This is a genomic window from Pseudomonas nicosulfuronedens, from assembly GCF_005877905.1.
GTDB classification, from domain to species: domain Bacteria; phylum Pseudomonadota; class Gammaproteobacteria; order Pseudomonadales; family Pseudomonadaceae; genus Pseudomonas; species Pseudomonas nicosulfuronedens.
Genome location: NZ_SWDV01000001.1, coordinates 116,740 through 139,842 on the forward strand (window position 1 = coordinate 116,740; position 23,103 = coordinate 139,842).

General features: G+C 65.0%; 21 protein-coding genes and 1 tRNA gene. 5 read left to right on the forward strand and 17 right to left on the reverse strand.

Features of this window, described 5'->3' with window-relative positions:
- Window positions 1-34: 34 nt before the first annotated feature.
- The 4 genes from FAS41_RS00585 to FAS41_RS00600 all read right to left on the reverse strand — a co-directional run bounded on the left by FAS41_RS00585 (window position 35) and on the right by FAS41_RS00600 (window position 4,179).
- Window positions 35-664: a LysE family transporter gene (locus FAS41_RS00585; protein ID WP_138519784.1), complete on the reverse strand. Its 630-nt coding sequence runs from the start codon at window positions 662-664 to the stop codon at window positions 35-37.
- A gap of 240 nt (window positions 665-904) precedes the next feature.
- Window positions 905-1,663: a TerC family protein gene (locus FAS41_RS00590; protein WP_138519785.1), complete on the reverse strand. Its 759-nt coding sequence runs from the start codon at window positions 1,661-1,663 to the stop codon at window positions 905-907.
- A gap of 27 nt (window positions 1,664-1,690) precedes the next feature.
- A complete protein-coding gene (locus tag FAS41_RS00595; protein WP_138519786.1) occupies window positions 1,691-2,257 on the reverse strand; it encodes a mechanosensitive ion channel family protein in 567 nt (188 codons plus the stop codon).
- Window positions 2,257-4,179, reverse strand: a complete 1,923-nt coding sequence (locus FAS41_RS00600; protein ID WP_138519787.1) for an ATP-binding cassette domain-containing protein — start codon at window positions 4,177-4,179, stop codon at window positions 2,257-2,259. Before FAS41_RS00600 ends, FAS41_RS00595 begins: the two co-directional genes overlap by 1 nt.
- Before the next feature lie 47 nt (window positions 4,180-4,226).
- On the opposite strand from FAS41_RS00600, the gene FAS41_RS00605 reads away from it, so the two are divergent.
- The gene (locus tag FAS41_RS00605; RefSeq protein WP_138519788.1) at window positions 4,227-4,691 is read left to right on the forward strand and encodes a TIGR02444 family protein; all 465 of its coding nucleotides are present in this window, start codon (window positions 4,227-4,229) and stop codon (window positions 4,689-4,691) included.
- A 3-nt stretch (window positions 4,692-4,694) separates the two neighbouring features.
- On the opposite strand, the gene FAS41_RS00610 is transcribed toward FAS41_RS00605, so the two are convergent.
- The 3 genes from FAS41_RS00610 to FAS41_RS00620 all read right to left on the reverse strand — a co-directional run bounded on the left by FAS41_RS00610 (window position 4,695) and on the right by FAS41_RS00620 (window position 7,710).
- Window positions 4,695-5,876 carry an AlgP family protein gene (locus FAS41_RS00610; RefSeq protein ID WP_138519789.1) on the reverse strand — a complete coding sequence of 394 codons (1,182 nt, stop codon included), beginning with the start codon at window positions 5,874-5,876 and terminating at the stop codon, window positions 4,695-4,697.
- A 623-nt stretch (window positions 5,877-6,499) separates the two neighbouring features.
- Window positions 6,500-6,967, reverse strand: coding sequence for a sigma D regulator (gene rsd / locus FAS41_RS00615; RefSeq protein ID WP_138519790.1), 468 nt, complete (start codon window positions 6,965-6,967; stop codon window positions 6,500-6,502).
- A gap of 257 nt (window positions 6,968-7,224) precedes the next feature.
- Window positions 7,225-7,710: a disulfide bond formation protein B gene (locus FAS41_RS00620; protein ID WP_138519791.1), complete on the reverse strand. Its 486-nt coding sequence runs from the start codon at window positions 7,708-7,710 to the stop codon at window positions 7,225-7,227.
- 116 nt (window positions 7,711-7,826) lie between these two features.
- On the opposite strand from FAS41_RS00620, the gene FAS41_RS00625 reads away from it, so the two are divergent.
- Window positions 7,827-8,912 (forward strand): PQQ-dependent sugar dehydrogenase, encoded by a 1,086-nt coding sequence (locus FAS41_RS00625; protein ID WP_138519792.1) that lies wholly within the window; start codon window positions 7,827-7,829, stop codon window positions 8,910-8,912.
- A gap of 48 nt (window positions 8,913-8,960) precedes the next feature.
- On the opposite strand, the gene FAS41_RS00630 is transcribed toward FAS41_RS00625, so the two are convergent.
- The 6 genes from FAS41_RS00630 to FAS41_RS00655 form a co-directional block, all read right to left on the reverse strand.
- Window positions 8,961-10,193, reverse strand: a complete 1,233-nt coding sequence (locus FAS41_RS00630; RefSeq protein WP_138519793.1) for a heme biosynthesis HemY N-terminal domain-containing protein — start codon at window positions 10,191-10,193, stop codon at window positions 8,961-8,963.
- Window positions 10,190-11,302 (reverse strand): uroporphyrinogen-III C-methyltransferase, encoded by a 1,113-nt coding sequence (locus FAS41_RS00635; RefSeq protein WP_138519794.1) that lies wholly within the window; start codon window positions 11,300-11,302, stop codon window positions 10,190-10,192. Before FAS41_RS00635 ends, FAS41_RS00630 begins: the two co-directional genes overlap by 4 nt.
- Window positions 11,303-11,329: 27 nt before the next feature.
- Complete coding sequence (locus FAS41_RS00640; RefSeq protein ID WP_138519795.1) at window positions 11,330-12,088, reverse strand: uroporphyrinogen-III synthase; 759 nt, start codon at window positions 12,086-12,088, stop codon at window positions 11,330-11,332.
- A complete protein-coding gene (gene hemC, locus FAS41_RS00645) occupies window positions 12,085-13,023 on the reverse strand; it encodes a hydroxymethylbilane synthase (RefSeq protein ID WP_138519796.1) in 939 nt (312 codons plus the stop codon). The genes FAS41_RS00640 and hemC overlap by 4 nt, the downstream gene beginning before the upstream one ends.
- Before the next feature lie 113 nt (window positions 13,024-13,136).
- Window positions 13,137-13,883: an alginate biosynthesis regulator AlgR gene (algR, locus tag FAS41_RS00650; protein WP_017521347.1), complete on the reverse strand. Its 747-nt coding sequence runs from the start codon at window positions 13,881-13,883 to the stop codon at window positions 13,137-13,139.
- Window positions 13,884-13,887: 4 nt separating this feature from the next.
- Entirely contained in the window at window positions 13,888-14,958 is a 1,071-nt protein-coding gene (locus FAS41_RS00655; protein ID WP_138519797.1) for a sensor histidine kinase, read from the reverse strand.
- 233 nt (window positions 14,959-15,191) lie between these two features.
- Here FAS41_RS00655 and argH point away from each other — a divergent pair, with 233 nt between their 5' ends.
- Together argH and FAS41_RS00665 are read left to right on the forward strand one after the other, a co-directional pair.
- Window positions 15,192-16,586 (forward strand): argininosuccinate lyase, encoded by a 1,395-nt coding sequence (argH, locus tag FAS41_RS00660; RefSeq protein WP_138519798.1) that lies wholly within the window; start codon window positions 15,192-15,194, stop codon window positions 16,584-16,586.
- A 12-nt stretch (window positions 16,587-16,598) separates the two neighbouring features.
- Window positions 16,599-17,309: a hypothetical protein gene (locus FAS41_RS00665; RefSeq protein ID WP_138519799.1), complete on the forward strand. Its 711-nt coding sequence runs from the start codon at window positions 16,599-16,601 to the stop codon at window positions 17,307-17,309.
- A 4-nt stretch (window positions 17,310-17,313) separates the two neighbouring features.
- Here FAS41_RS00665 and FAS41_RS00670 read toward each other — a convergent pair whose 3' ends face one another.
- The 3 genes from FAS41_RS00670 to gabD form a co-directional block, all read right to left on the reverse strand.
- Window positions 17,314-18,510 (reverse strand): HDOD domain-containing protein, encoded by a 1,197-nt coding sequence (locus FAS41_RS00670; RefSeq protein ID WP_138519800.1) that lies wholly within the window; start codon window positions 18,508-18,510, stop codon window positions 17,314-17,316.
- A 251-nt stretch (window positions 18,511-18,761) separates the two neighbouring features.
- Window positions 18,762-20,042, reverse strand: coding sequence for a 4-aminobutyrate--2-oxoglutarate transaminase (gabT, locus tag FAS41_RS00675; RefSeq protein WP_045213232.1), 1,281 nt, complete (start codon window positions 20,040-20,042; stop codon window positions 18,762-18,764).
- Window positions 20,043-20,243: 201 nt separating this feature from the next.
- Complete coding sequence (gene gabD, locus FAS41_RS00680) at window positions 20,244-21,695, reverse strand: NADP-dependent succinate-semialdehyde dehydrogenase (RefSeq protein ID WP_054910195.1); 1,452 nt, start codon at window positions 21,693-21,695, stop codon at window positions 20,244-20,246.
- 657 nt (window positions 21,696-22,352) lie between these two features.
- Between gabD and FAS41_RS00685 the strand changes: the two genes are divergently transcribed.
- A tRNA-Arg gene (locus FAS41_RS00685) sits at window positions 22,353-22,429 on the forward strand.
- A gap of 82 nt (window positions 22,430-22,511) precedes the next feature.
- On the opposite strand, the gene yecR is transcribed toward FAS41_RS00685, so the two are convergent.
- Window positions 22,512-23,009 (reverse strand): YecR family lipoprotein, encoded by a 498-nt coding sequence (gene yecR, locus FAS41_RS00690; RefSeq protein WP_246084795.1) that lies wholly within the window; start codon window positions 23,007-23,009, stop codon window positions 22,512-22,514.
- Between the last annotated feature and the right edge of the window lie 94 nt (window positions 23,010-23,103).

Sequence of the window (23,103 nt, forward strand, 5' to 3'; positions counted from 1 at the left end):
CCCCGACCCTCCGACAAAAAGCCCGCAAACGCCCTCAGACCGGGGCGCGGCGGACCGTGGCGAGCAGCGCGGCGGCGCCCACGAACAAGGTGGCGAAGGTTCGATTCATGATCCGTTGCTGGCGCTGCGAGCGCAGCGCGCGCAGCACACGTGCGGCCAGACCGGTGTAGCCGGCCATGACGATCAGGTCCACGGTAATCATGGTGGCGCCCATGATCACGTACTGGATCGCCATGGGCTGGTGCGGGTCGACGAACTGCGGCAGCACCGCGAGCATGAAGATGACCGCCTTGGGGTTGCTGGCATTGACCAGGAAGCCGCGCAGCACCAGGGTCAGCGGCCGGCCGATGGGACGCTCGCCGCTGGCTGCCATGACCTGCGGAGCAGCAGTCCACTGGCGGTACGCGAGATAGACCAGGTAGACCACGCCGAACCATTTGATCGCGCTGAACGCCACGGCGGACGTCGACAGCAGTGCGCCGACGCCGGCGGCGACGATGGCGATCTGCAGCGCCAGGCCGATCTGCAGGCCCAGGGCATTCCAGTAGCCGCGCCAGAAGCCGTATTGCAGCCCGCAGGACATCGAGGCGATGGCCCCGGCGCCGGGCGACAGGCTGATCACCCAGCAGGCGATGAAGAAGGCGAACCAGGTACTGGCGAGCATGGCGGACCTCATGGCGCCCAGGCAGGCGCAATAAATTGTTACGGAGGCTCAGTGTGCCTCAGTCAGGCTGCGCCGCCCAGCATTGCCGACGAAGGTCGGGGGAGCCCTGTAGGAGCGAGCTTGCTCGCGAACCGCCATAACTCCGGAGTCGCCGGGAAACTCTGTTCGCGAGCAAGCTCGCTCCCACGAAAAACAAAAAGCCCGGCACTGGGCCGGGCTTTCTATATCACGACAGAGCGATCAGCTCGGAATGTCCTTGCGCAGCTTCACCGGCTCCTCGCCGCGCTTGCGTGCCAGGGCGCCGCGCAGGCGGATGTTGATTGCCTCCACCGCCAGCGAGAAGGCCATGGCGAAGTACACGTAGCCCTTGGGCACGTGGATCTCGAAAGCCTCGGCGATCAGCACGGTGCCGACCACGATGAGGAAGGACAGCGCCAGCATCTTCAGCGACGGGTGCTTCTCGATGAAGGCACTGATGGTGCCGGCCGAGAGCATCATCACGCCGACCGAGATGACGATGGCCGCGACCATCACCGGCACATGCTGCACCAGCCCCACGGCGGTGATTACCGAGTCCAGGGAGAAGACGATGTCGATGATCGCGATCTGGATGATGATGCCCATGAAGCCACGGGACTTGCCGCCGCTCTGCTCGCCTTCCTCGGCGCCTTCCAGGCTGTGGAAGATTTCCATGGTGCTCTTGAACAGCAGGAACAGGCCGCCGAAGAACAGGATCAGGTCGCGTCCGGAGATGCCGTGGTCGAACACGGTGAACAGGTCGGCGGTCAGGCGCATCACCCAGGTGATCGACAGCAGCAGAAGGATCCGCGTGCCCATGGCCAGGGCCAGGCCGAAGAAGCGCGCCTTGGGTTGCTGGGCAGGTGGCAGGCGACCGACCAGGATCGAGATGAAGATGATGTTGTCGATGCCCAGTACGATTTCCAGGGCAGTCAGGGTCAGAAAGGCAACCCAGATCTCAGGGCTAGTAAGCCATTCCATAGTGGGGGAGTCCGTCAGGGCTAGGGGTCAGGGAGTGGTGGTGGGGAAGTTCGGCCCGCGCCAACGGCGAATGGCCTTCTGGAAGAACAGGTTGTTCGGTACCTGCAGCAATGCGCCCGGCGCGCCGTCCTCGCCCGATTCCTCCAGGGTGGTGTACAGCAGGTTGATCGCCACGACCCGGCCTTTCACACCGGGCTTGTCCGCAGACTCGATGACTTCCACGCGGTCGCCCAGGCGGAACGGGCCCATGGTGAAGATCATCAGCGCGCAGAACAGGTTGGACAGCACGCTCCAGATCGCGAAGAAGGCCACGGCGGCCACGGCGGCGAAGCCGGTCAGCGCAGCCCACAGCACATCGGCGGAGACACCCAGGCGCTCCAGCACCAGCATCACTGCCGAGCCCATGATCAACCAGCGCAGGCCACCTCGCAGCGGCAGCAACAGCTCCGGCGGCATCGGGTAGCGCTCGCCAAGGCGGCTGACAGCGCGCGTCACCACGCGCTGCACCAGCCACGCGAGCAGCAGGACGAGAATGATCTGCCCGCCACGCAGCAGCGGTTCACTCCACGCCACCAGCAGATTCACGTCGTCCATCACTCGCTGGCCTCGAGCTGGCGCTGCAGCTCTTCGAGGGTTTCCAGTGCCATCAACCAGGACTCTTCCAGCTCGCTTTCACGCCCTTTCAGGGTCGCCTGGCGGGCCAGCAGGTCACGCAGCTCGTCCTTTCGCGAGGCCTCGTATAGCGCGCTGTCGCCCAGGCGCTGCTCCAGCTCGGCGAGCTGTTCGTGAACTTTGCCCAGTTCCTTCTCCAGCTTGTCCGCCTCGCGCTTGTGCGGGGCGAGCTGCTGGCGCAAGGCGGCGGCGGCCTGGCGCTGGGCGCGCTTGTCGGTCTTGTCGCCAGCGGGAACGGCGGGCGAAGACGGCGTCTGGCGCGCGCGGAAATCCACCAGCCAGCGGGCGTAGTCGTCGAGGTCGCCTTCGAACTCCTGGATGCGCCCGTCGGCGACCAGCAGGAACTCATCGGTGGTGCTCTTGAGCAGGTGACGGTCGTGCGACACCACCACCACGGCGCCGGAGAACTCCTGCAGCGCCAGGGTCAGCGCCAGGCGCATTTCCAGGTCGAGGTGGTTGGTCGGTTCGTCGAGCAGCAGCAGGTTGGGCTTCTGCCAGGCGATCAGCGCCAGGGCCAGGCGTGCCTTCTCGCCACCGGAGAAATTCAGCACCGGTTCGTCACAGCGCTCGCCACGGAAGTCGAAGCCGCCGAGGAAGTCGCGCAGGGTCTGCTCGCGCTCGGCCGGAGCGATACGCGCCAGGTGCAGCAACGGGCTGGCCTTGGGGTCCAGCGAGTCGAGCTGATGCTGGGCGAAGTAGCCGATGGCGAGGTTCTCGCCACGGGCAAGCTCGCCGGACAGTAGCGACAGGTCGCCGGAGAGGGTCTTGATCAGTGTCGACTTGCCTGCGCCGTTGGGGCCGAGCAGGCCGATGCGCGCACCGGGCACCAGCTGCAACTTGACCTTCTCCAGCACGGTCTTGTCGCCACTCTTGTCGACGTAGCCCAGACGGGCCTCGGACAGGTTGAGCAGCGGGCTGGAAATCTTGTCAGACTCGCGGAAGACGAAGTCGAACGGCGAGTCGACGTGGGCCGGCGCCAGTTCTTCCAGGCGTTCCAGCGCCTTGATCCGGCTCTGCGCCTGGCGGGCCTTGGTAGCCTGGGCGCGGAAGCGGGCGATGTACTTTTCCATGTGGGCGCGTTGCGCCTGCTGCTTCTCGTACGCCTGTTGCTGCTGGGCCAGGCGTTCGGCGCGGGTACGCTCGAAGGCCGAGTAGCCGCCGCGGTACAGCGTCAGCTTGCGCTGTTCGAGGTGCGCGATGTTGTCCACTACCGCGTCGAGGAAATCGCGGTCGTGGGAAATCAGCAGCAGCGTGCCCGGGTAACCCTTGAGCCACTCTTCCAGCCAGAGGATGGCATCAAGGTCCAAGTGGTTGGTCGGTTCGTCGAGCAGCAGCAGTTCGGACGGGCACATCAGCGCCTGCGCCAGGTTCAGGCGCATCCGCCAGCCACCGGAGAAGTCGCCGACGCGGCGGTCCATCTGCTCGGGTGTGAAGCCCAGTCCGGCCAGCAGCTTGCGCGCGCGAGCATCGGCGGTGTATCCGTCGGCGCTGTCCAGCTCGCTGTGCAGGCGCGCCAGGGCGGTGCCGTCATGGGCGTCTTCCGCCGCAGCGAGGTCCGCCTGGATCCTGCGCAGGTGCACGTCGCCGTCGAGCACGTAGTCGACGGCGAGGCGGTCGAGAGTATCGACCTCCTGGCGCATGTGCGCGATGCGCCAGTCTGCGGGCAGGTAGCAGTCACCGGCATCCTGGCCGAGTTGGCCGCGCAGCAGGGCGAACAGGCTCGACTTGCCGGCGCCGTTGGCGCCGATCAGGCCGACTTTCTGTCCGGCGTGCAGGGTGAGTTCGGCACCTTCCAGCAAGCGCTGGGGGCCACGCTGTAGCGTAAGATTTTGTAGTCGAATCATGGCGGCGGAGTTTATCAGCTTCGCCTGGCAATCGCTGTGGGTGCTCTATGTCTGATGATGTCTGGTCGTATGCACTGAAACTCTACGCCCGGCCTGGGGTTGAGCCGGCTTGCCTGGCCCTGCAGGAAGGCGGTGCGGATATCTGCCTGTTGCTCGCTGCGGCCTGGCTGGGCAGCACGGGGGTGGCCTTCGCGGCGTCGCGAATGAGCGAGCTGGAAAGCACGGCGCGGGGATGGCGCGAAGAGGTGGTCGTGCCGTTGCGTTCGCTGCGTCAGCGCTGGCGAGAATCGGCGAAGCAGGATGCGGAGCTGGCGTCACTGCGCGAACGGATCAAGCAGCTCGAACTGGAAGCGGAAAAGGTGTTGCTGGGGAGGCTGGAGACGGTGGCGAAGGATTGGCCACGGGGTGAAGCGAAGGATCTGGCGCGCTGGCTGGAGGCCGTGTCTGCTGAGGCAGGCGGCTTGCGCCGCGATGCGCGGGAAACCCTGCGCACCGCGGCGAGCCTCTCCTGAGCCTTAGGAAGCGCTGGAGGAGGTGCTGCTGGCCGGAGCAGCCGGTGCCGGAGTGGCGCTGGCAGCCGGGGTCGCGGCCGGCGCACTCGGCTGGGCAGCCGGTGTGCTCGGGGCGGCCTGAGCGGCCGGTTTGGCAGCGACGGCAGGCTTGGCCGCAGCGGGTTTGGCAGCAGGCTTGACGGCCGGTTTCGCGGCAGGCTTGGCAGCGGCTTTCACGGCCGGTTTGGCAGCCGGTTTCGCGGCGGGCTTGGCAGCCGGTTTGGCAGCGGCAGCGGGCTTAGCGGCAGGCTTGGCAGCGGCAGGTTTCGCGACAGCGGCGGGCTTCGCTGCAGCAGGCTTGGCGGCCGGCTTCGCCGCGGGCTTGGCAGCAGCTTTCGCAGCAGGCTTGGCAGCCGGTTTTGCGGCAGGTTTGGCTGCCGGCTTAGCGGCGGAAGCAGGCTTGGCTGCGGGTTTGGCTGCCGGCTTGGCGGCGGCTTTCGCTGCGGGCTTCGCAGCCGGTTTAGCAGCAGGCTTGGCAGCGGCAGGTTTAGCAGCAGCGGTCCTGGCAGCCGGCTTGGCTGCGGGCTTTGCAGCGGTCTTGGCGGCAGGTTTGGCAGCAGCCTTGGCAGCTGGTTTTGCGGCAGGTTTGGCAACCGGCTTGGCAGCAACTTTCGCAGCAGCAGGTTTGGCAGCGGCGACCTTGGCGGCCGGCTTCGCAGCAGGCTTGGCGGCGGTCTTCGCGGCGGGCTTGGCAGCCGGTTTGGCAGCAGCCTTGGCAACCGGTTTTGCAGCGGCAGCGGCCGGCTTGCGGGTAGCGAGGGATTTGCCAGCGGCTTCCTTCACCTTGGTCACGCCCTGGGCGAGCTTCAGGCTCTCCTGCACATCGCGCTTGAGGTTGGCGATGTAGGCACGGGTTTCGGTCTGGCGGGTCTTCAGAACATCCAGCACACCGTCGAGCTCAGCGATGCTCGATTTGGCCTTGGCCTGCGCCTTCGCCTTGCCGGCCTTGGTCGCGTCCTGCAGCTTGGTGCGTGCGTTGTGCAGCTTCTCCTGAGCCTTGCCGCGTTGTTTCTCGAGCTTGGCGAGCAGCTTTTCGGAATCGACGAGCGCCTGCTTGCAGGCACCTTCGAGGTGTTCGATCAGACTGTTGGACAACTGGTGCAGCAGGTGCAGAGGGGTAGTGACGGGTTTCTTGTTGGCCGACATGACGTGCCTCCTGGCGGACGTGGTTGCGCCCATACTAGCCCCGCTGATGGCCTCTCGCCAATGTCCCTATTGTGCTGCAGGCCGCAGCAGGCATTGGCTTCAGAGGTTTTCAGCAGTGCGCGAAGGCGCGTTTTTTCTCTCACTCAATGACGCTGCCTCACGCACTTGGTTCCGTTGTCACCATCGGCCTGGCCGCGCAAACGCCCGTGGCGCGTGCGTTTGACGATGAAAAATAAATTTTCAGGACATGTCGAAGATGCCCGTCGCAGAGCCTTCCGCGTAACGCGCAGCAGTCCCGACGAAGATGGACTGGCAGGCTTTCGCGGCACGCCAACACGTCGCGAAAATCGCGATCACGACACAGTGGAAATGCACTCGCGAACAGGTGCTCGCAGTCGCCGTTGCAGCCAATTTTCAGCCGTGATTCATCCCCCGAAAAAGACTGCGAAAACACAGGAGGGAGCTGCCGAACGGCGCGAGTTTTTCAGCGTGGTGTGCGCAAAGTGCGAGGCTCGAAACATCGCTAACAGCGTCTGCAATTGGCATGAATCGCACGAACCCGACGCAAACGAAAACGGCGCGAGTGCTTCAAGCGCTCGCGCCGTTTTCGGACACCCCTTCGCTCAGGCCGTAACGGCTTTCTGCTCGTGGGCGTTGTGCAGGACTTCGATCAGGCAGTCTTCCAGTTCGAAACGTTCGTGCAGCTGCTGGCGCAGGCTTTTCAGTTCGCTGGTCAGGCAGGTGCCTTCGCGGCAATCACCGTTGTCGCAGCGGTCGTTGAAGTTCAGCGCATTGGCGGTGATGGTTTCGAGGCGGGGGTAGATCTGCTTGGCCAGTTCCAGGCCTCGCGTATCACCGAAGGCCTGCGCCTCGTTCATCAGCTGTTCGTAGACTTCGAAGTGGCCTGCCGACACGTAGTCGAGCAGTAGCTGGCAGAAGCTCTGCAGATTCTCGGCATTGGTCTTCGGCGCCTGGACACCGTCCAGGGAATCGAATGCCCGGACCAATTCATGTCGATCCCGCAACCAGCGGTCGATCAGCTGGTGTACGCCTCCCCAACGTTCCTGGGCATTACGGCAGCTCTCGAGCATGTTGTCCTCACTTCCCTTTTCGCCGTCCCGGCAAAGTCCGCCCCGGGACAATATTCTGTCGAACCTCGACGTCCGCGATGTGTGAAGCTTGTTCGGCGGCGGCTTTCCGACGGAGTGGAAAACCAGAGTATGCCCGCCCGTTATCGCCTTCAAGACACCGGCAACGGGAAAATTCATACGAGCGTTTAATCGATAGACCGCGATGCCTCTGGCCTGCACCGATGAGGCACAGGCCATGGCGAATTGAGATGCGACGCTCAGCCGCGGCGGCGGAAGAATTGCACGACGGCGAACAGGGCGAAGCCGATGAAGGCCAGCAGACTCCACTCCGGAATGCTCAGGCCAAGCAGGGTCCAGGACACTTCGGCGCAATCGGCCGAGCCGTGGAACATGGTCCAGATGATGTCGGCATAGGGCATGCTTTCCATCATGTATTCCAGCGGCGGCAGACAGGACGGCAGTTGGTCCGGCGGCAACGTCTGCAGCCATACCTGGCGGCCCGCAGTGCCGGCACCGCCCAGGGCACAGAGCAGAATCAGCAGCGAATACACGCGCGGCGCGCGGCCGTGCAGCGCGGCAATCAGCGAGAACAGCCCGCAGCCCGCGAAGAAGATGCGCTGCAGGATGCACAGCGGGCAGGGCTCCAGCCCGACCATGTACTGCAGGTAGAAGCCGGTGCCAAGCATGGCGACACAGGCGAGGAAGGCGAGGAAGAACAGGGACCGAGGGCTGGCCAGGTTCATGGCGGCTCCGCTGAAAAGCGCTGTTGCAGGAAAGGCCGCTACGGTAGTGGAAACACGGCGATCAGTTCAAGGCGAGTGTCTAGACTGGCCGTGGCACTCATCCGGGAATCCATGCCATGCGTCGTCATTTCCTGCTTTGCTCGCTGCTTTCCCTGACAGCAGCGCCGGCCATTGCCGCCACCGACCTCAGCCAGATCCGACTCCCTGAGGGCTTCCATATCAGCCTGCTCACCGACCAGGTGCCGGGCGCGCGCGCCATGGCCTGGGGCGAAAACGGCACGCTTTTCGTCGGCAGTCGCTCCTCCGACAAGGTCTACGCGGTGAAGCCGGATGGCCAGGTAAAGGCGCTCGCCGATGGCCTGCAGATGCCCGTTGGCGTGACCTTTCACAAGGGCGACCTGTACGTGTCGTCGATCAACCGTATCGTCGTGCTGCGCGACATCGAGGCGCACCTTGACGCACCTCCCAAGGCCGAGGAACTGCCGGCGCAGTTTCCGAAGGAGATCGCACATGGCTGGAAATTCATCGCCTTCGGCCCGGACGACAAGCTCTATGTACCGGTCGGCGCACCGTGCAACATCTGCCGCCCGGACCGTGAGCAATACGCCAACCTGCAGCGCATGAACGCCGACGGCAGCGCGCGGGAGGTGGTCGCCTACGGCATCCGCAACACCGTCGGCTTCACCTGGCATCCGCAGACGAAGCAACTGTGGTTCACCGACAACGGGCGCGACATGCTCGGCGACGACAAGCCCGACGATGAACTGAACAAGGTCAGCACGGTGGGCGAGGACTTCGGCTATCCCGACTGCCACCAGGGCGACATCGCCGATCCCGAGGAAGGCAGGAAACCCTGCTCCGCATTCACCGCGCCAGTCGCCAAGCTGGGCCCGCACGTCGCCGCGCTGGGACTGCGCTTCTACACCGGTGAGCAGTTCCCTGCCGAGTACCGCAACAACCTGTTCATCGCCGAGCACGGCTCGTGGAACCGTACGCAGAAGATCGGCTACCGCGTGGCGCGCATCGAGCTCAACGAGGACGGCACGCTGAAGCGCCAGAGTGTGTTCGCCGAAGGCTGGCTCGACAAGGATGGCGGGGTCAACGGAAGGCCGGCAGACGTGCTGGTGGCCCCGGACGGCTCGCTGCTGGTCAGTGACGACCAGAACGGCGCGATCTACCGCATCCGCTACGGTAAACCCTGAAAACGAACACGGCGCCCAAGGGCGCCGTGTTCACTTGCATCGACAGGATCAGGCGCGCGTCGCAACCGGCAGCGCAACCGGCGGAGCCAGCAGGCCAAGGCCTTCCTGGAACAGCTGGTTGCTGCGCTCGACTTCACCCAGCTGCGCCAGCAGGCGCGCCAGTTCGGCGCAGGTTTCCGCATTGCGCTGGCGGGCCAGACTGGCCTCCAGGTACTCGCGCGCCTTACCCCACAACTTGTTCTGCAGGCTCAGGCGGCCGAGGGTCAGCAACAGTTCAGGATCGTCGCCATGCTGCTTCAGCCAACCTTCGGCGGTCTTGAGCTGGTGCGCGCCATCGCGGCCACGGGCGCGGCCATAGAGGTGCACCAGACGGCTGTCGTAGCCTTCCTTGAGCGCCTTGCGCAGCACTTCCTCAGCCTCTTCCGGCGCGCCCAGGCGCAGCAACTGCTCGGCGTAGGCAACCACCAGCGGCGGCTGCGCGCGAAGGTTGGAGGGCACGTTCTGCCAGCGCTGGGTCAACGGCTGCAGGCTGCTTTCGCCCTGGCCGATGCCTTGCTCGCCGGCCTCCCCCAATGCGGCCATCCAGGTGCGCCGCTCCAGATCCGCCAGCTCGGCGTTCTGCAGCACGCGCTCCTTGCGCAGCTCAGGCAGCAGCACGCACAGTGCCTGCCATTCGTGAAGGCTGACGTAGAGTTGCTGGAGCAGCCGCAACACAGTTGGATGACGTGGGTGATCCTGGTGCAGCTTGTCCAGCACCACGCGGGCACGGGTGAAGTCACCACGGTTGATCAGCAATTGCGCACGGGTCAGGCCCACCGCCAGTTCGGAACCGGGCTCGCGCTCCTGGGCGCGGTCCAGCAGTTCGTCGCATTCCTCGGTCTTGCCCAGCTCGTTGGCCGCGCGGGCAGCGCCCAGGTAGTGCGGCAGCGGGCGGTCGCTCAGCTCGGCGGCACGTCGCAGATGACGCAGCGCCTGCGCCCAGTGTCCTTCGGCGAGATCGCGCTGGCCGTGTTCCTCGGCCAGTTGCGAGCGGCGGCGACGGTTGAAGCGCGACCAGGGATTCACCACGCGGCCGGAGACGCCGAGCAGGCGCAGCACCAGACGCACGGCGAGGTAGACCACCCAGAGCACCACCAGCAGGGCAAGGAAGGTCCACAGGCTGGATTCGTAGCGGAAGCTCTTGTAGGCGATCAGGACATAGCCGGACTGCTCGGCGACGGCCAGCCCGACCAGGGTGGCCGCCAGGACCACGGCAAGGATCAGGACGTAGAGACGACTCATGGCTGGGTCCCCGCGTCGGGCGCCACCGCCTCCTGCTGCTGCACCGCGCTTTCGCGGCGCGACAGGTAAGCCTGCAGCGAACTCAGGGCCGGGCCGAGGTCCGGCGTCTGCACGGTGACAGCCTGGCCGCCCAGCTCATCCAGGCGCGCGACCAGCGCACGGCTGTCAGCCAGGTCGGCGTTGAAGAAGTCAGCGACGATCTGCTTGGCCTGCTTCAGCGCCTGTTCGTAGACGTCCTGCTTGCCGTTCAGCGCAGCCCACTGGGCCTGCTCCAGGGCGAGGCTCAGGGCCAGGCGGACACGGTCCAGTTGCTGGCCGGAGAGCAGCGGACGGATGTCCTGCCCAGCATTGAAATCGATGCGTACGTAGCGCGAGATGCGCTCCCACCACTGGTCCCAGGTACTGCTGCCATCGCCCCAGGCGGTGCTTGGCCCAGTGCCGCCCTCGGAGGGTTTGAACGCCGGGTTCAGCGGCTGCAGCTGCGCAGCCTGGTCCCGCAGCGCGCCCAGTTGCAGGAACAACCCGGTACGGTCAGGACGGGGCAGCGCGCGCAGCGCCTCGAGGCTCTTGGCCAGCTGCGCACGCGCTGCGAAGGCGCCCGGATCATTGTTCACACGAAGGATATCGTCCGCGCCCTGGACCAGTTCGGTAGCGCTGTCGATGTCCTGCAGCGCGGAGAGACGCAACGCGGCCAGGCGCAGCAGATGTTCGGATTCGGCCAGACGCCATTGCTGACGACTCTGCCCCAGCACCTGCTTGACCTGCTTGGCCAGCTGCTGCTGGTCGCCCTGCAGCTCCACCACCAGACGGCGGCGGGCTTCAAGTTCATCGGCGTTGGGCAGGGTGTCCAGGCGCTTGTTCAAGTCGGCGTTGGCATTCTGCACGCCCTGCGCCTGGGCGCGGGCATCTTCCAGTTGCGCGGCGCGCTGCTGCTCGGCGCCCTTGAGCTGCTGGACCTGCCAGACGCCCCAGCCACCGGCGGCAAGGCCGGCGGCGCCGACCAGCAAGGCCAGCAGCGCGATGCCCGTACCGCCCTTGCGCGGGGCCGGCGCGGCGGCCGGGCTGGACGATGTTGGTGAAGTCTCTTGGGGAGTGACGGCTTCGCTCACAGATCCATCCTTCGCTCAGAAATTGTTCTATTCGGCGCTTCTCAGCGCCTCCATCAGTGCCACAGCGCTGGCGCCCCGACAATCGATCACCCGCTGCGCACCCATCTCCCGCGCCTGCTCAGCCACACGCGGGCTGGGCACGAACAGCGGCATCGCACTCACCTGCGGCCAATCCTCCGCCGCAAGCTGTTGCAGGTGCTCCAGCCCCTGCCCACTACTGACCGCAATGGCGTTCAAACGCTCCGACTGAATTCGCCGCAGCAACTCGCCCTCAGCGTAGGCCGGCATTTCGCGCCGGTAGAGTTCCAGATAGTCGACCGCCACGCCTTGGCCGCGCAGGCGCTCAGCAAGAAATTCTCGGCCACTCTCGCCGCGCATGATCAGCACCTTCGGATCATGCACCTGCAGGACCTGCTCGAACGCCGGCAGGGCCAGCAAGGCTTCGCTGTCGTCGCCATCCTGCGGGCAGACCACATCCAGACCGTAGTCTTCGAGGATAGCCGCCGTGGCGGCGCCGACAGTGAACCATCGCTGGGTCAGCGGCGGTTGCGGCCAGTAGCGGTCGAGCCGCTCCAGGCCCAGGCGCGCCGCCGGCTTGCTGACCACGATAACCGCGCAGTAACGGTCCAGGTCAAGGATCAGGCTGCGCTCGACGGGTGTCTCTTCGCGCGGCGTGATCGCCAGCAAGGGCAGGCAGTCGCCGTGGATGCCATGCTCGGCGAGGGTGGCGGCGAGCGCCGCGCAATCCTCTTCGGGACGGGTCAGCAGCAGCCGCCAACGGCTCACGGGTGACCGGCCTCGCCGTAGACCGCATTGAGAATTTCCTGGGCGCCCTGGCCCAGCAGGTCTTCCGCGACCTTCACGCCGAGGGTCTCGGCTTCGGCGAAGGGAGCGCGGGCTTCGGCGCGCAGCAGTTCGGTGCCGTCGGGCTGGCCAACCAGGCCGCGCAGCCACAGTTGGTCGCCTTCAAGGATGGCATAGCAGGCGATGGGCACCTGGCAGCCGCCATTGAGGCGCTTGTTCAGCGCGCGCTCGGCGGTGACGCGCAGGGCGGTCTCGCGATGATGCAGCGGCTGCAGCAGGGCGTGTATTTCCGCGTCGGCAGTGCGGCACTCGATGCCCACCGCGCCCTGTCCACCGGCCGGCAGGCTGGCTTCGACGCTGATGGAGGAGCGGATGCGGTCTTCGAAGCCGAGGCGGATCAGGCCGGCGGCGGCGAGGATGATGGCGTCGTACTCGCCGGCGTCGAGCTTGGCCAGGCGGGTGTTGACGTTGCCACGCAGGAAGCGGATCTGCAGGTCGGGACGACTGGCCAGCAGCTGGGCCTGGCGGCGCAGGCTGGAGGTGCCGACCACGCTGCCGGCAGGCAGGTCATCCAGGCTCGCGAAGGTGTTGGAGACGAAGGCGTCACGCGGGTCTTCACGTTCGCAGATGCAGTACAGGCCCAGGCCTTCGGGGAAGTCCATCGGCACGTCCTTCATGGAGTGCACGGCGATGTCCGCTTCGTTCTCCAGCAGGGCGGTTTCCAGCTCCTTGACGAACAGGCCCTTGCCACCGATTTTCGCAAGCGGCGCGTCCAGCAGCTTGTCGCCGCGGCTGGTCATCGGCAGGAGGGTCACGGTCAGGCCGGGATGGGCCTGTTCCAGGCGGGCCTTGACGTATTCGGCCTGCCAGAGTGCCAGGGCGCTCTGGCGCGTGGCGATACGGATTTCGCGAGACATGGGCATTTCCAGGCAAAGGAAGCGTGCAAGAAAGTGCCCGCATGATAACAGCTCACGCAAACGAAAAGCCCGGGGGCCGCCCCCCGGGCTTCAAGCGCTGCGGCACTGTGTCGCTACAGGTTGTGCATCAGTCGCCGGACCCCGGCGACATGGCGGCGGCTGACGGTCAGCGCATCGCCATTGAGTCCTTTCAGGTACAGCTGGAAGTGCCCCAGCGGGGTGCGCTGCAGGCGCTCGATACGCTCGCGGGAGACCAGCGCGTTGCGGTGGATACGCACGAAGCGGTCACCGAACTCGTCTTCCAGCGCCTTCAGCGGCTCGTCCAGCAGCACTTCGCCGCCGGCGTGGCGCAGGGTCACGTACTTGTGGTCGGCAATGAAGAAGATCACGTCTTCCAGCGGAATCAGCTCGATCCCCTTGCGGGTCCGCGCGCTGATGTGGCTGCGCGGGCCGGGGCCGCCAGCCGCCGGGGGCTTGGTCAACGCCGCCAGTTGCACGCGGTTGGGCCGCGAGGCTTTCTTCAAGGCGTCGGCCAGGTCCTCGCTGCGCACCGGTTTGACCAGGTAGCCGACCGCACTGACCTGGAACGCCTCCAGGGCGAATTCATCATGGGCGGTACAGAAAATCACCGCCGGCGGGGCTTCGCGCTCGCACAGCTTGGCCGCCACCTGAAGCCCGTCCAGGCCGGGCATGCGGATATCCAGCAGGACGATATCCGGCTTCAGGCTGTCGATCAGCGTCAGCGCTTCTTCGCCGTTGCTGGCGGATGGCTCGAGGACGCGATAGCCGTCCAGTTGCCCCACCAGCCGGGCCAGGCGCTCTCGCGCCAGGGGTTCGTCATCGACGATCAGGACATTCATAAGCTCAGGCTTCCTGCATGAGACGCGCACATGGATAGCGTAGACAGGTGAAGTGCCGTCCGTCACGGCGCTCGACGCTGAGACTAGCTTTTGGCCCGAAAAGTGCCGCAAGTCGCGCTGCAATATTCTGCAGGGCCTGCTTGGTCCCCTTCGTGGGCAGGGTCTCGGTCGATTCGTCGTACGGGTTGCTCACACAGAGCTGGAACACACCGTCACGGTAGTCCGCCTCAACTTTCACCAGCCCGCCTTCGATGCGCGGCTGGATGCCATAAATCAATGAGTTCTCGAGCAATGGCTGCAGTGTCAGCTGGGGAATCGGCACGCCATCGGGCACGCCGCTCACCTGCCAATCCATCTGCAACCGGTCGCCAAGACGGAACTGCTCAATGGAAAGATAGCGTCTGGCCAGCTCAAGTTCCTCTCCCCAGGAAATTAATGTTCCAGGTTTGGCCAGGCTGGCACGAAAAAGGTCCGAAAGATTCAGCACCGCCAGCTCGGCCTTGCCCGGATCGATCTCGATCAGGCTGGCGATGCTGTTGAGGCTGTTGAACAGGAAATGCGGACGGATACGCGCCTGCAGCGATTCGATCCGCGCCCGCAGCTCCGCCTGTTCCTGCCGTCGCCATTGGCTCTGGAGATAAAAGTAGCGTAGCAACAGCGTGGACATGATGAGCGCAATCAACGCATGTCGCAGGTAGAGGTTGACCTCACCAGTGCGGTTCATAGGGCCGCCGAGGGAGAAATAATCGGCCACCCAGGTGCAACCCAGCGTCAGCAGAACTACCAGCGCGCAGCTGAGCAGACCGGAGAACCACGCCGGCCAGCGCGCCATGAACGGCCGCAACTGGCACAACAGGCCGGCCGAGAGCAGCACGATCCATTGCACGAACAACGAGGACAGCGCCAGGCGCACCCAGTTGAAGCTGGGCGTCATCGGCTCGGCAAGCACCAGCACGAGCACCAGCAACTCGGCGAGCAGCACCAGGCTGAACAGCGCTTCGGGCTGGCAGAGTTCGGGGATGAAGAAGTCTTCGTTGGGCGCCGGCTTGTCGCCGGTCTTCGTCAGTCTGGGCATCGACGCAGTTTCCGTAAGCGCCTGCACGGCGGCAAGCGCCGCGTGCGACCAAAAGCCAGGAATTGTCGGGCAGCGCAAAGATCGGCCACGGGCCCTGCGACGATTCACCGCCACTGCCCTGCCGCAACCCGCCAAAGCGCCGCCGGTTTTGTCCTTCAGCCTGCTATTATCGTCGCACTTTGCCCTTCATGCAGGCCGCGCGCCGCGCCTGCCCGTTTCAGCGAGAGAGATCCATGAGCGTAGAGAAGACCAACCAGTCCTGGGGCGGCCGCTTCAGCGAGCCCGTCGATGCCTTTGTCGCCCGCTTCACCGCTTCCGTCGACTTCGACAAGCGCCTCTACCGCCACGACATCATGGGCTCCATGGCCCACGCGACCATGCTGGCCAAGGTTGGCGTGCTGAGCGACGCCGAGCGCGACACCATCATCGACGGCCTCAAGCAGATCCAGAACGAGATCGAGGCCGGCACCTTCGACTGGCGCGTCGACCTGGAAGACGTGCACATGAACATCGAGGCGCGTCTGACCGACCGCATCGGTGTCACCGGCAAGAAACTGCACACCGGCCGTTCGCGCAACGACCAGGTAGCCACCGACATCCGCCTGTGGCTGCGCGACGAGATCGACCTGATCCTCGCCGAGATCACGCGCCTGCAGCAGGGCCTGCTGGGCCTGGCGGAAGCCGAAGCCGACACCATCATGCCCGGCTTCACCCACCTGCAGACTGCGCAGCCGGTGACCTTCGGCCACCACCTGCTGGCCTGGTTCGAAATGCTCAGCCGCGACTACGAGCGCCTGGTGGATTGCCGCAAGCGCGCCAACCGCATGCCCCTGGGCAGCGCAGCGCTGGCGGGCACCACCTACCCGATCGACCGGACCATCACCTGCGAACTGCTGGGATTCGAAGCGATCTCCGGCAACTCGCTGGACGGCGTGTCCGACCGTGACTTCGCCATCGAGTTCTGCGCCGCGGCCGCCGTGGCGATGATGCACCTGTCGCGCTTCTCCGAAGAACTGGTGCTCTGGACCAGCGCCCAGTTCCAGTTCATCGACCTGCCCGACCGCTTCTGCACCGGCTCCTCGATCATGCCGCAGAAGAAGAACCCGGACGTACCGGAGCTGGTGCGTGGCAAGTCCGGCCGCGTGTTCGGCCACCTCGCCGGCCTGCTGACCCTGATGAAGGGCCAGCCGCTGGCGTACAACAAGGACAACCAGGAAGACAAGGAGCCGCTGTTCGACGCTGCCGACACGCTGCGCGACAGCCTGCGCGCCTTCGCCGACATGGTGCCGGCGATCAAGCCCAAGCGCGAGATCATGCGCGAAGCGGCCCGCCGTGGCTTCTCCACCGCCACCGACCTGGCCGATTACCTGGTGCGCCGCGGCCTGCCGTTCCGTGATTGCCACGAGATCGTCGGCCACGCGGTGAAGTACGGCGTGGATAGCGGCAAGGACCTGGCCGAGATGAGCCTGGACGAGCTGCGCCAGTTCAGCGACCAGATCGACGACGACGTGTTCGCCGTGCTGACCCTGGAAGGCTCGGTGAACGCCCGCGACCACATCGGCGGCACTGCACCGAACCAGGTCCGCGCCGCCGTGGTTCGTGGCAAGGAACTGCTGGCCGCGCGCTAAGCGCGTCGCTGCATGTACTACTGGAACCAGGACAACTTCGAAGGACTGGAACGGCTCGCCGATGAACTGGCGAGCCTGCCCGGCCTGCAGGCGCTGGCGGATTACGCCCGCGCCCGCAGTCGAGGCCTGCGTCGAGAGGCGTTTGCCGCCCTGGAAGGGTTCCTGCGCAATGCCCCTGCCCCCGATTCCCTGCCAGCCCGCGAGCTGAGCCTGCAGATACTCACGCTGCACAGCCAGACCCGCGAAGCCCACCAGTTCCTCGCCCAGCCGCTGCTCGCGCGCTTCCTGCTCCCGACGCTACAAACCTGGATCGACGGCGAACCGACGGCGCACGCGCCGCTACGCTGGCTGGGGCTGCTGCAGAATGATGGCGATCTCCTGCGCCGGGCGCTGGCGGCCGCCTCGGACGATGTCGCAGTTCGCTACCGACTGATCGATTTCGCCCTGGGCGCGGCGGACTACGCCATGCATCATCTCGATGAAGGATTCTTCATCGGCGAACCGGCCGAGGCGCGTGCAGCACTTGAAACGGTGACCCAGCTGGTCGAGGAAGCACCGGATGCCCGCCCCTACGTTCGCCACACCGAGGAAGCGGTGCAACTCGCCGCCATGCTGAACGACTGGCTAGCCTACTCGGCGGCACCCGAAGGCTCCTTCGTCGACTGGTGTATCGAGCGGCAGCGACCCTACGCGTGGGCGAAGAAGTACTACTACACGTCCTGAACGCTCAGGTCCGACCCAGGTAGCCCAGCTGCGCTGGCGTCAGTTGCAGCATGCGCGCGGCCTTGTGATCCTTGAGCCTGGGCAGCTCCTCTTCCGGCAGACGCGCCGCGCTGGCGGCCAGATTGACGATCAACGCCTCGCGGCTGAACACACCGTTGTCGATGGCGTAGGCAGCGGCGATCAAGTTGCGCAGCTCCAGCGGCAGGCGCCAGCGGGTGCGCAAGGCGGAGCCGAAGCTCGCACCGTGCTCGTTCAGGGCCTTGTCCACATCCGCCTCACCCAGCTCACCACCGGCGCTGTGCCAGTCCTGCAGGCTGCGCAACAGCGCGAGATCGCCCAAGCAGTGCAGCAGGCCGGCGGTGAAGCAACGGTCCGCATCGGCTCCCAGCGACTCGGCCAAGGCAAACGCACCGTCGGCGGTGTGCCGGGACAATTCCCAGAAGCGCTCCGCGCGCTCTTGCAGCAGCGGATCAGAAAGAGTCGCGGCGCGCTGCAGCGCCACTGCCAGCATCAGGTTCAACGCCTGCGCCACACCCAGTCGCGACAGCGCCTGCATCAGCGTCTGGCACGGCATGCCGACATGCCGCGCAGCACTGTTAGCGGCGGAGATCAGGCAGGCGGTGATCTGAGGGTCATGGCCGAACTCCTGATCGAGCATCTCCAGGTTGATGTCGCTGGCCTCCATGCAGCGATTCACCGCCGCACCCACCTCCCCCATCAGCGGCGCACCCTCGGTGGCGTCGCGTTCGGTCTGCAGGAAACGCTCCAGCGACAGGCTCTGCTCCAGGGTCGGCAGCTCGCATACGACATTCTCGCCCGGCGCCAACAGCAGGGAGCGCAGTCGTTCGCGCAGGTTCTCGGCGTTGAAGGGCTTGACCAGGTAGGCCGTGGGCGCCAACGGCAAGGCGGCGCGCACGCTGGCGGCATCGGCCTTGGAGCTGATCAGGATGAACGGCTGGGCGACCGGCCCGCGGCGGCGCATGCGCACGTGGCGCAACAATTCCAGACCGTCGCTGCCAGGCAGTTCGCGTTCAGCCAGGATCAGGGCGAACGGGTAGCGGCGGCAGGCCTCGATGGCCGTGTCACCGTCTTCGCAGTATTCGACGCTTGCGTCGCAACGCACGCTCAGCACCAGTTGGCCGAGCAGCTCGCGGCTCCAGGGGTCGCTGGCAGCGACCAGCACGCCGGGAGAAACGCTCATGGATCACACCTCGCTCGGGACGTGTGCCGTCGCAGGCGGAAACAACCGATCCAGAGCCTTCCTTGCCGAGTGCCCGGTCCTTCGGATGCCGCCGGCCAACGGCCTTCGGGTACAGCGCAGCGTAGTCCAAAGCCTACGAGCTTTCCCATGCGCGCCATCAACTTCGGCGAACAATTCTCACAAGGAAAACACACAAAAGAAAAAGGCCCGCTTGCGCGGGCCTTTTTCTTGAACCGTTAGAGCGATGAGGCTCAGGCCAGTTCGTCGAAGCACTCAGCCAGGATGGCCAGGCCTTTTTCCAGTTGCGCGTCCGGAATGGTGACGGGCATCAGGAAGCGGATCACGTTGTAGTAGGTACCGCACGAGAGCAGGATCAGACCTTTCTCACGGGCACGAACCACGATCTTGCTGACCAGTTCAGCGGCCGGCTTGTTGTGATCGCCGCCTTCGAACAGCTCGATGGCAATCATCGAACCCAGGCCACGAACGTCGCCGATGACCTTGTGCTTGGCCTGGATGTCGCGCAGACCAGCCTTCAGGCTCTCGCCAACGGCTTGCGAACGCTCCAGCAGCTTCTCTTCGTCGAACACTTTCAGCACGGCCAGGGCCGCGGCGCAAGCGATCGGGCTACCGGCGTAGGTGCCGCCCAGACCGCCCGGAGCGATGGCGTCCATGATTTCGGCTTTACCGGAAACACCGGAGATCGGGAAGCCACCGCCAACGGACTTGGCGAAGGTGGTCAGGTCCGGAACGATGCCCAATTGCTCGGTGGCGAAGAAGGTGCCGGTACGGCCAGCGCCGGTCTGTACTTCGTCAGCGATCAGCAGGATGCCGTGCTCGTCGCACAGGGCGCGCAGGCGCTGCATGAAGGCCTTGGAGTTGACGTAGAAGCCACCTTCGCCCTGAACCGGCTCGATGATGATGGCAGCGATGTCACGCGGCTGGGCGTCGTTCTTGAAGATGCGCTCGATGCTGGCGATGGACTCGTCTTCGCTCACGCCGTGCAGTTCGCACGGAGCCAGGGCGCGGAAGATGCCGCCCGGCATCAGGCCCATGCCAGCGGAGTACGGAACGACCTTGCCGGTCAGGCCCAGGGTCATCATGGTACGGCCGTGGTAGGCGCCGGTGAAGGCGATCACGCCAGCGCGGCCGGTGGCGGCACGGGCGATCTTGACGGCGTTCTCAACGGCTTCGGAGCCGGAGGTGACCAGCAGGGTCTTCTTCGGGAAGTTGCCCGGAACGCGCTTGGCGATTTCTTCGGCCAGCTCGATGTAGGGCTCGTACGCCAGCACCTGGAAGCAGGTGTGGGTCAGCTTGGTCAGTTGCTCCTGAACGGCGGCAACCACTTTCGGGTGCAGGTGGCCGGTGTTCAGTACGGCAATGCCGCCGGCGAAGTCGATGTACTCACGACCTTCGACGTCCCACACGGTGGAGTTCTCGGCGCGCTCGGCGACGACCGGGTGGATCTGGCCTACACCGCGCGGTACGGCGGCCTGACGACGTTGCAGCAGGGATTCGTTGGTTTTGCTCATAGCTTCCTCAGTGGCCGCTCATCGGGCGACCGGATCAAAGGATGAAAGCGGGGAGAAGCCACACACGACAGCATACGATGATCGACTGTCGTGGAACTTGCGGCCCGCCAGACGGGTTGTCCGGTGCTACCACCGGAAAACGCCGACGCGAAGGTGGCTGTCAGCTCTTGCCTGCCACCCCGCGCCCACGGAAAAAACGGATCAGATACCGCCGAGGCAGAGGTATTTGACTTCGAGGTAGTCCTCGATGCCGTACTTCGAACCTTCACGGCCCAGGCCCGAGGCCTTGATGCCGCCGAACGGCGCGACTTCGTTGGAGATCAGGCCGGTGTTGATGCCCACCATGCCGTATTCCAGCTGCTCGGCGACGCGGAACACGCGGGCCAGGTCGCGGGCGTAGAAGTAGGAAGCCAGGCCGAACTCGGTGTCGTTGGACATGGCGATGACTTCGGCCTCGTCCTTGAAGCGGAACACCGGCGCCAGCGGGCCGAAGGTTTCGTCCTTGGACACCAGGGCGCTCTTCGGTACGTCGACCAGGATGGTCGGCTCGAAGAAGGTGCCGCCCAGGCTGTGCGGCTTGCCGCCGGTGAGGACTTTGGCGCCCTTGGAGACGGCGTCGGCGATGTGCTCTTCGACCTTGGCAACCGCCTTGGAATCGATCAGCGGGCCGGTAGTGACGCCCTGCTCCAGGCCGTTGCCGATGTTCAGCTTGGCCACGGCAGCCTTCAGCTTCTCGACGAAGGCGTCGTACACGCCGTCCTGAACGTACAGGCGGTTGGCGCAGACGCAGGTCTGGCCGTTGTTGCGGTACTTGGAGATCAGCGCGCCTTCGACGGCGGCGTCCAGGTCGGCATCGTCGAACACGATGAACGGAGCGTTGCCGCCCAGTTCCAGGGACACTTTCTTGATGTCCTTGGCGCATTCGGCCATCAGTTGGCGACCGATCTCGGTGGAGCCGGTGAAGGTCAGCTTGCGCACGATCGGGTTGCTGGTCAGCTCACCGCCGACTTCGCCGGCGCTGCCGGTGACGACGCTGAACACGCCCTTCGGAATACCGGCGCGCTCGGCCAGCTCGGCCAGGGCCAGGGCGGAGTACGGGGTCTGCGAGGCAGGCTTGAGCACCATGGTGCAGCCAGCGGCCAGGGCCGGACCGGCTTTACGGGTGATCATCGCGGACGGGAAGTTCCACGGAGTGATAGCCGCGGTCACGCCGATCGGCTGCTTGATCACGATGATGCGCTTGTCGGGCTGGTGGCCCGGAATGGTGTCACCGTAGATGCGCTTGGCTTCTTCGCCGAACCACTCGAGGAAGGAGGCGGCGTAGGCGATCTCGCCCTTGGCTTCGGCCAGCGGCTTGCCCTGTTCGATGGTCATCAGGCGAGCCAGGTCGTCCTGGTTGGCGATCATCAGGTCGAACCACTTGCGCAGCTTGTTGGCGCGTTCCTTGGCGGTCAGCGCACGCCAGGCCGGCAGGGCCTTGTCGGCAGCTTCGATGGCACGACGGGTCTCGTCGGCGCCCATCTTCGGCACGGTGCCGATGATCTCGTTGGTGGCCGGGTTGTTCACGTTGATGGTCTTGCCGTTGTCGGCGTCGACCCAGGAACCGTCAATGTAAGCCTGTTGGCGGAACAGCTTGGCATCATTGAGTTGCATGACCTGTCTCCTTTCGAGGAAAGCCTGTGGACGGCGGGTCTGCCTCGAGTCCCCGCCTGCCTTGTTGTCTGGATGGGAGAGACCGCAGTCTCTGCCGTTCATTCGCTCCGGCCGATCAGTATCGACGCCGGAGACGAATGCCGCCTCGGCTGGGAGGCGACGCCAGGCGAACGGCTCTTAGTTCGCTCGGCATGCGGACACGGAAAAACGCAGGCCGGGGTCATTGCCCGGTCTGGTTGAACTCGTTCACGCACAGGTTCCCAGGCTCGGCCCAGGAGTACGACTGCCCTACAACCTTCCGGTACGCTGATCGACGGAAGCCGCACGGAGACCTGTCACAAGGGACATGCGGTGGGTGCAACGGAAGACTGTCATCCCGCAGGCTGATGGCCGGCTGGTGTGATGCCAATTCTCCGGTCTCCTGTTGTTGTGATGGGGAGGCGTTTGAAATCTCAAACGAATCCTAGGGCCCTCGACTGCAAAGGGCAATAGCTCGTTCGACAAAACCAACGAAGGTATCAGGTTGCAGGGGCTTTTCGGAGGATTTCTACCGACAGGCGGCTGTTTTCGTTCGATATCGTGAACGAGCGTACCTGCATTGGACGCCTGCACGGGAGATGCGTATGATTGCCGCCTGCCGCGCCAGCCGCGGCATACGCACCAGTAGCTCAGCTGGATAGAGTACTGCCCTCCGAAGGCAGGGGTCGTGGGTTCGAATCCCGCCTGGTGCGCCATTCTCTTCGCCTCTCCGTTCAAGAGAGGCCGCAAAAAAGGCCCGCAGATGCGGGCCTTTCTGTTTTCACCAGTACACCGGACTCACTGGGCCATGATCTGCTGGTAGCGGCGCTGGTATTCCTCGTAGGACATCGGCGTCGACTGCAGCATCTGCAGTTGTTGCTGTTGCCATTGGGCTTTGTTCAACGAACCAGAGGCGCTACTTTGGGCTTGTGGCTGCGCCAGCAAAGGCGCGGGAGCATTCTGGCCGACCTGGTTGCCTAGATTGCCCAAGCACTGGTACTTGACGACGATCTGCGCCGCGATGCAGGTGCCATAGCCATTGAACTGGTTGCAATGCTGGGTCTGACCGCCAAAGGCCTCGGCATCCTGATAACCCCAAACCTGGCACTTGGACTTGGCGATGGCCTGGGCTTGCGATACGTCAACAACGGGCTGTTCGAACTGCTGAACGTCGTAGGCAAGGTCGACAGTGCCGTCTGCACGGCTGCCGCCGGAGGCATAGAAGTTCTTCTTCACGGCGCAGCCACTGCTGGCAGTGAGCGCAATCAATAGCAGGGCGAGAGAAATACGGCGCACGGCAACCTCCTTGTCATCGATAGCCTCATTTTGCCATCAGGACTGACCGGGCGCCATCCAGTCACCTGGCAGAACAGCTTCGCTGATGCCGCAG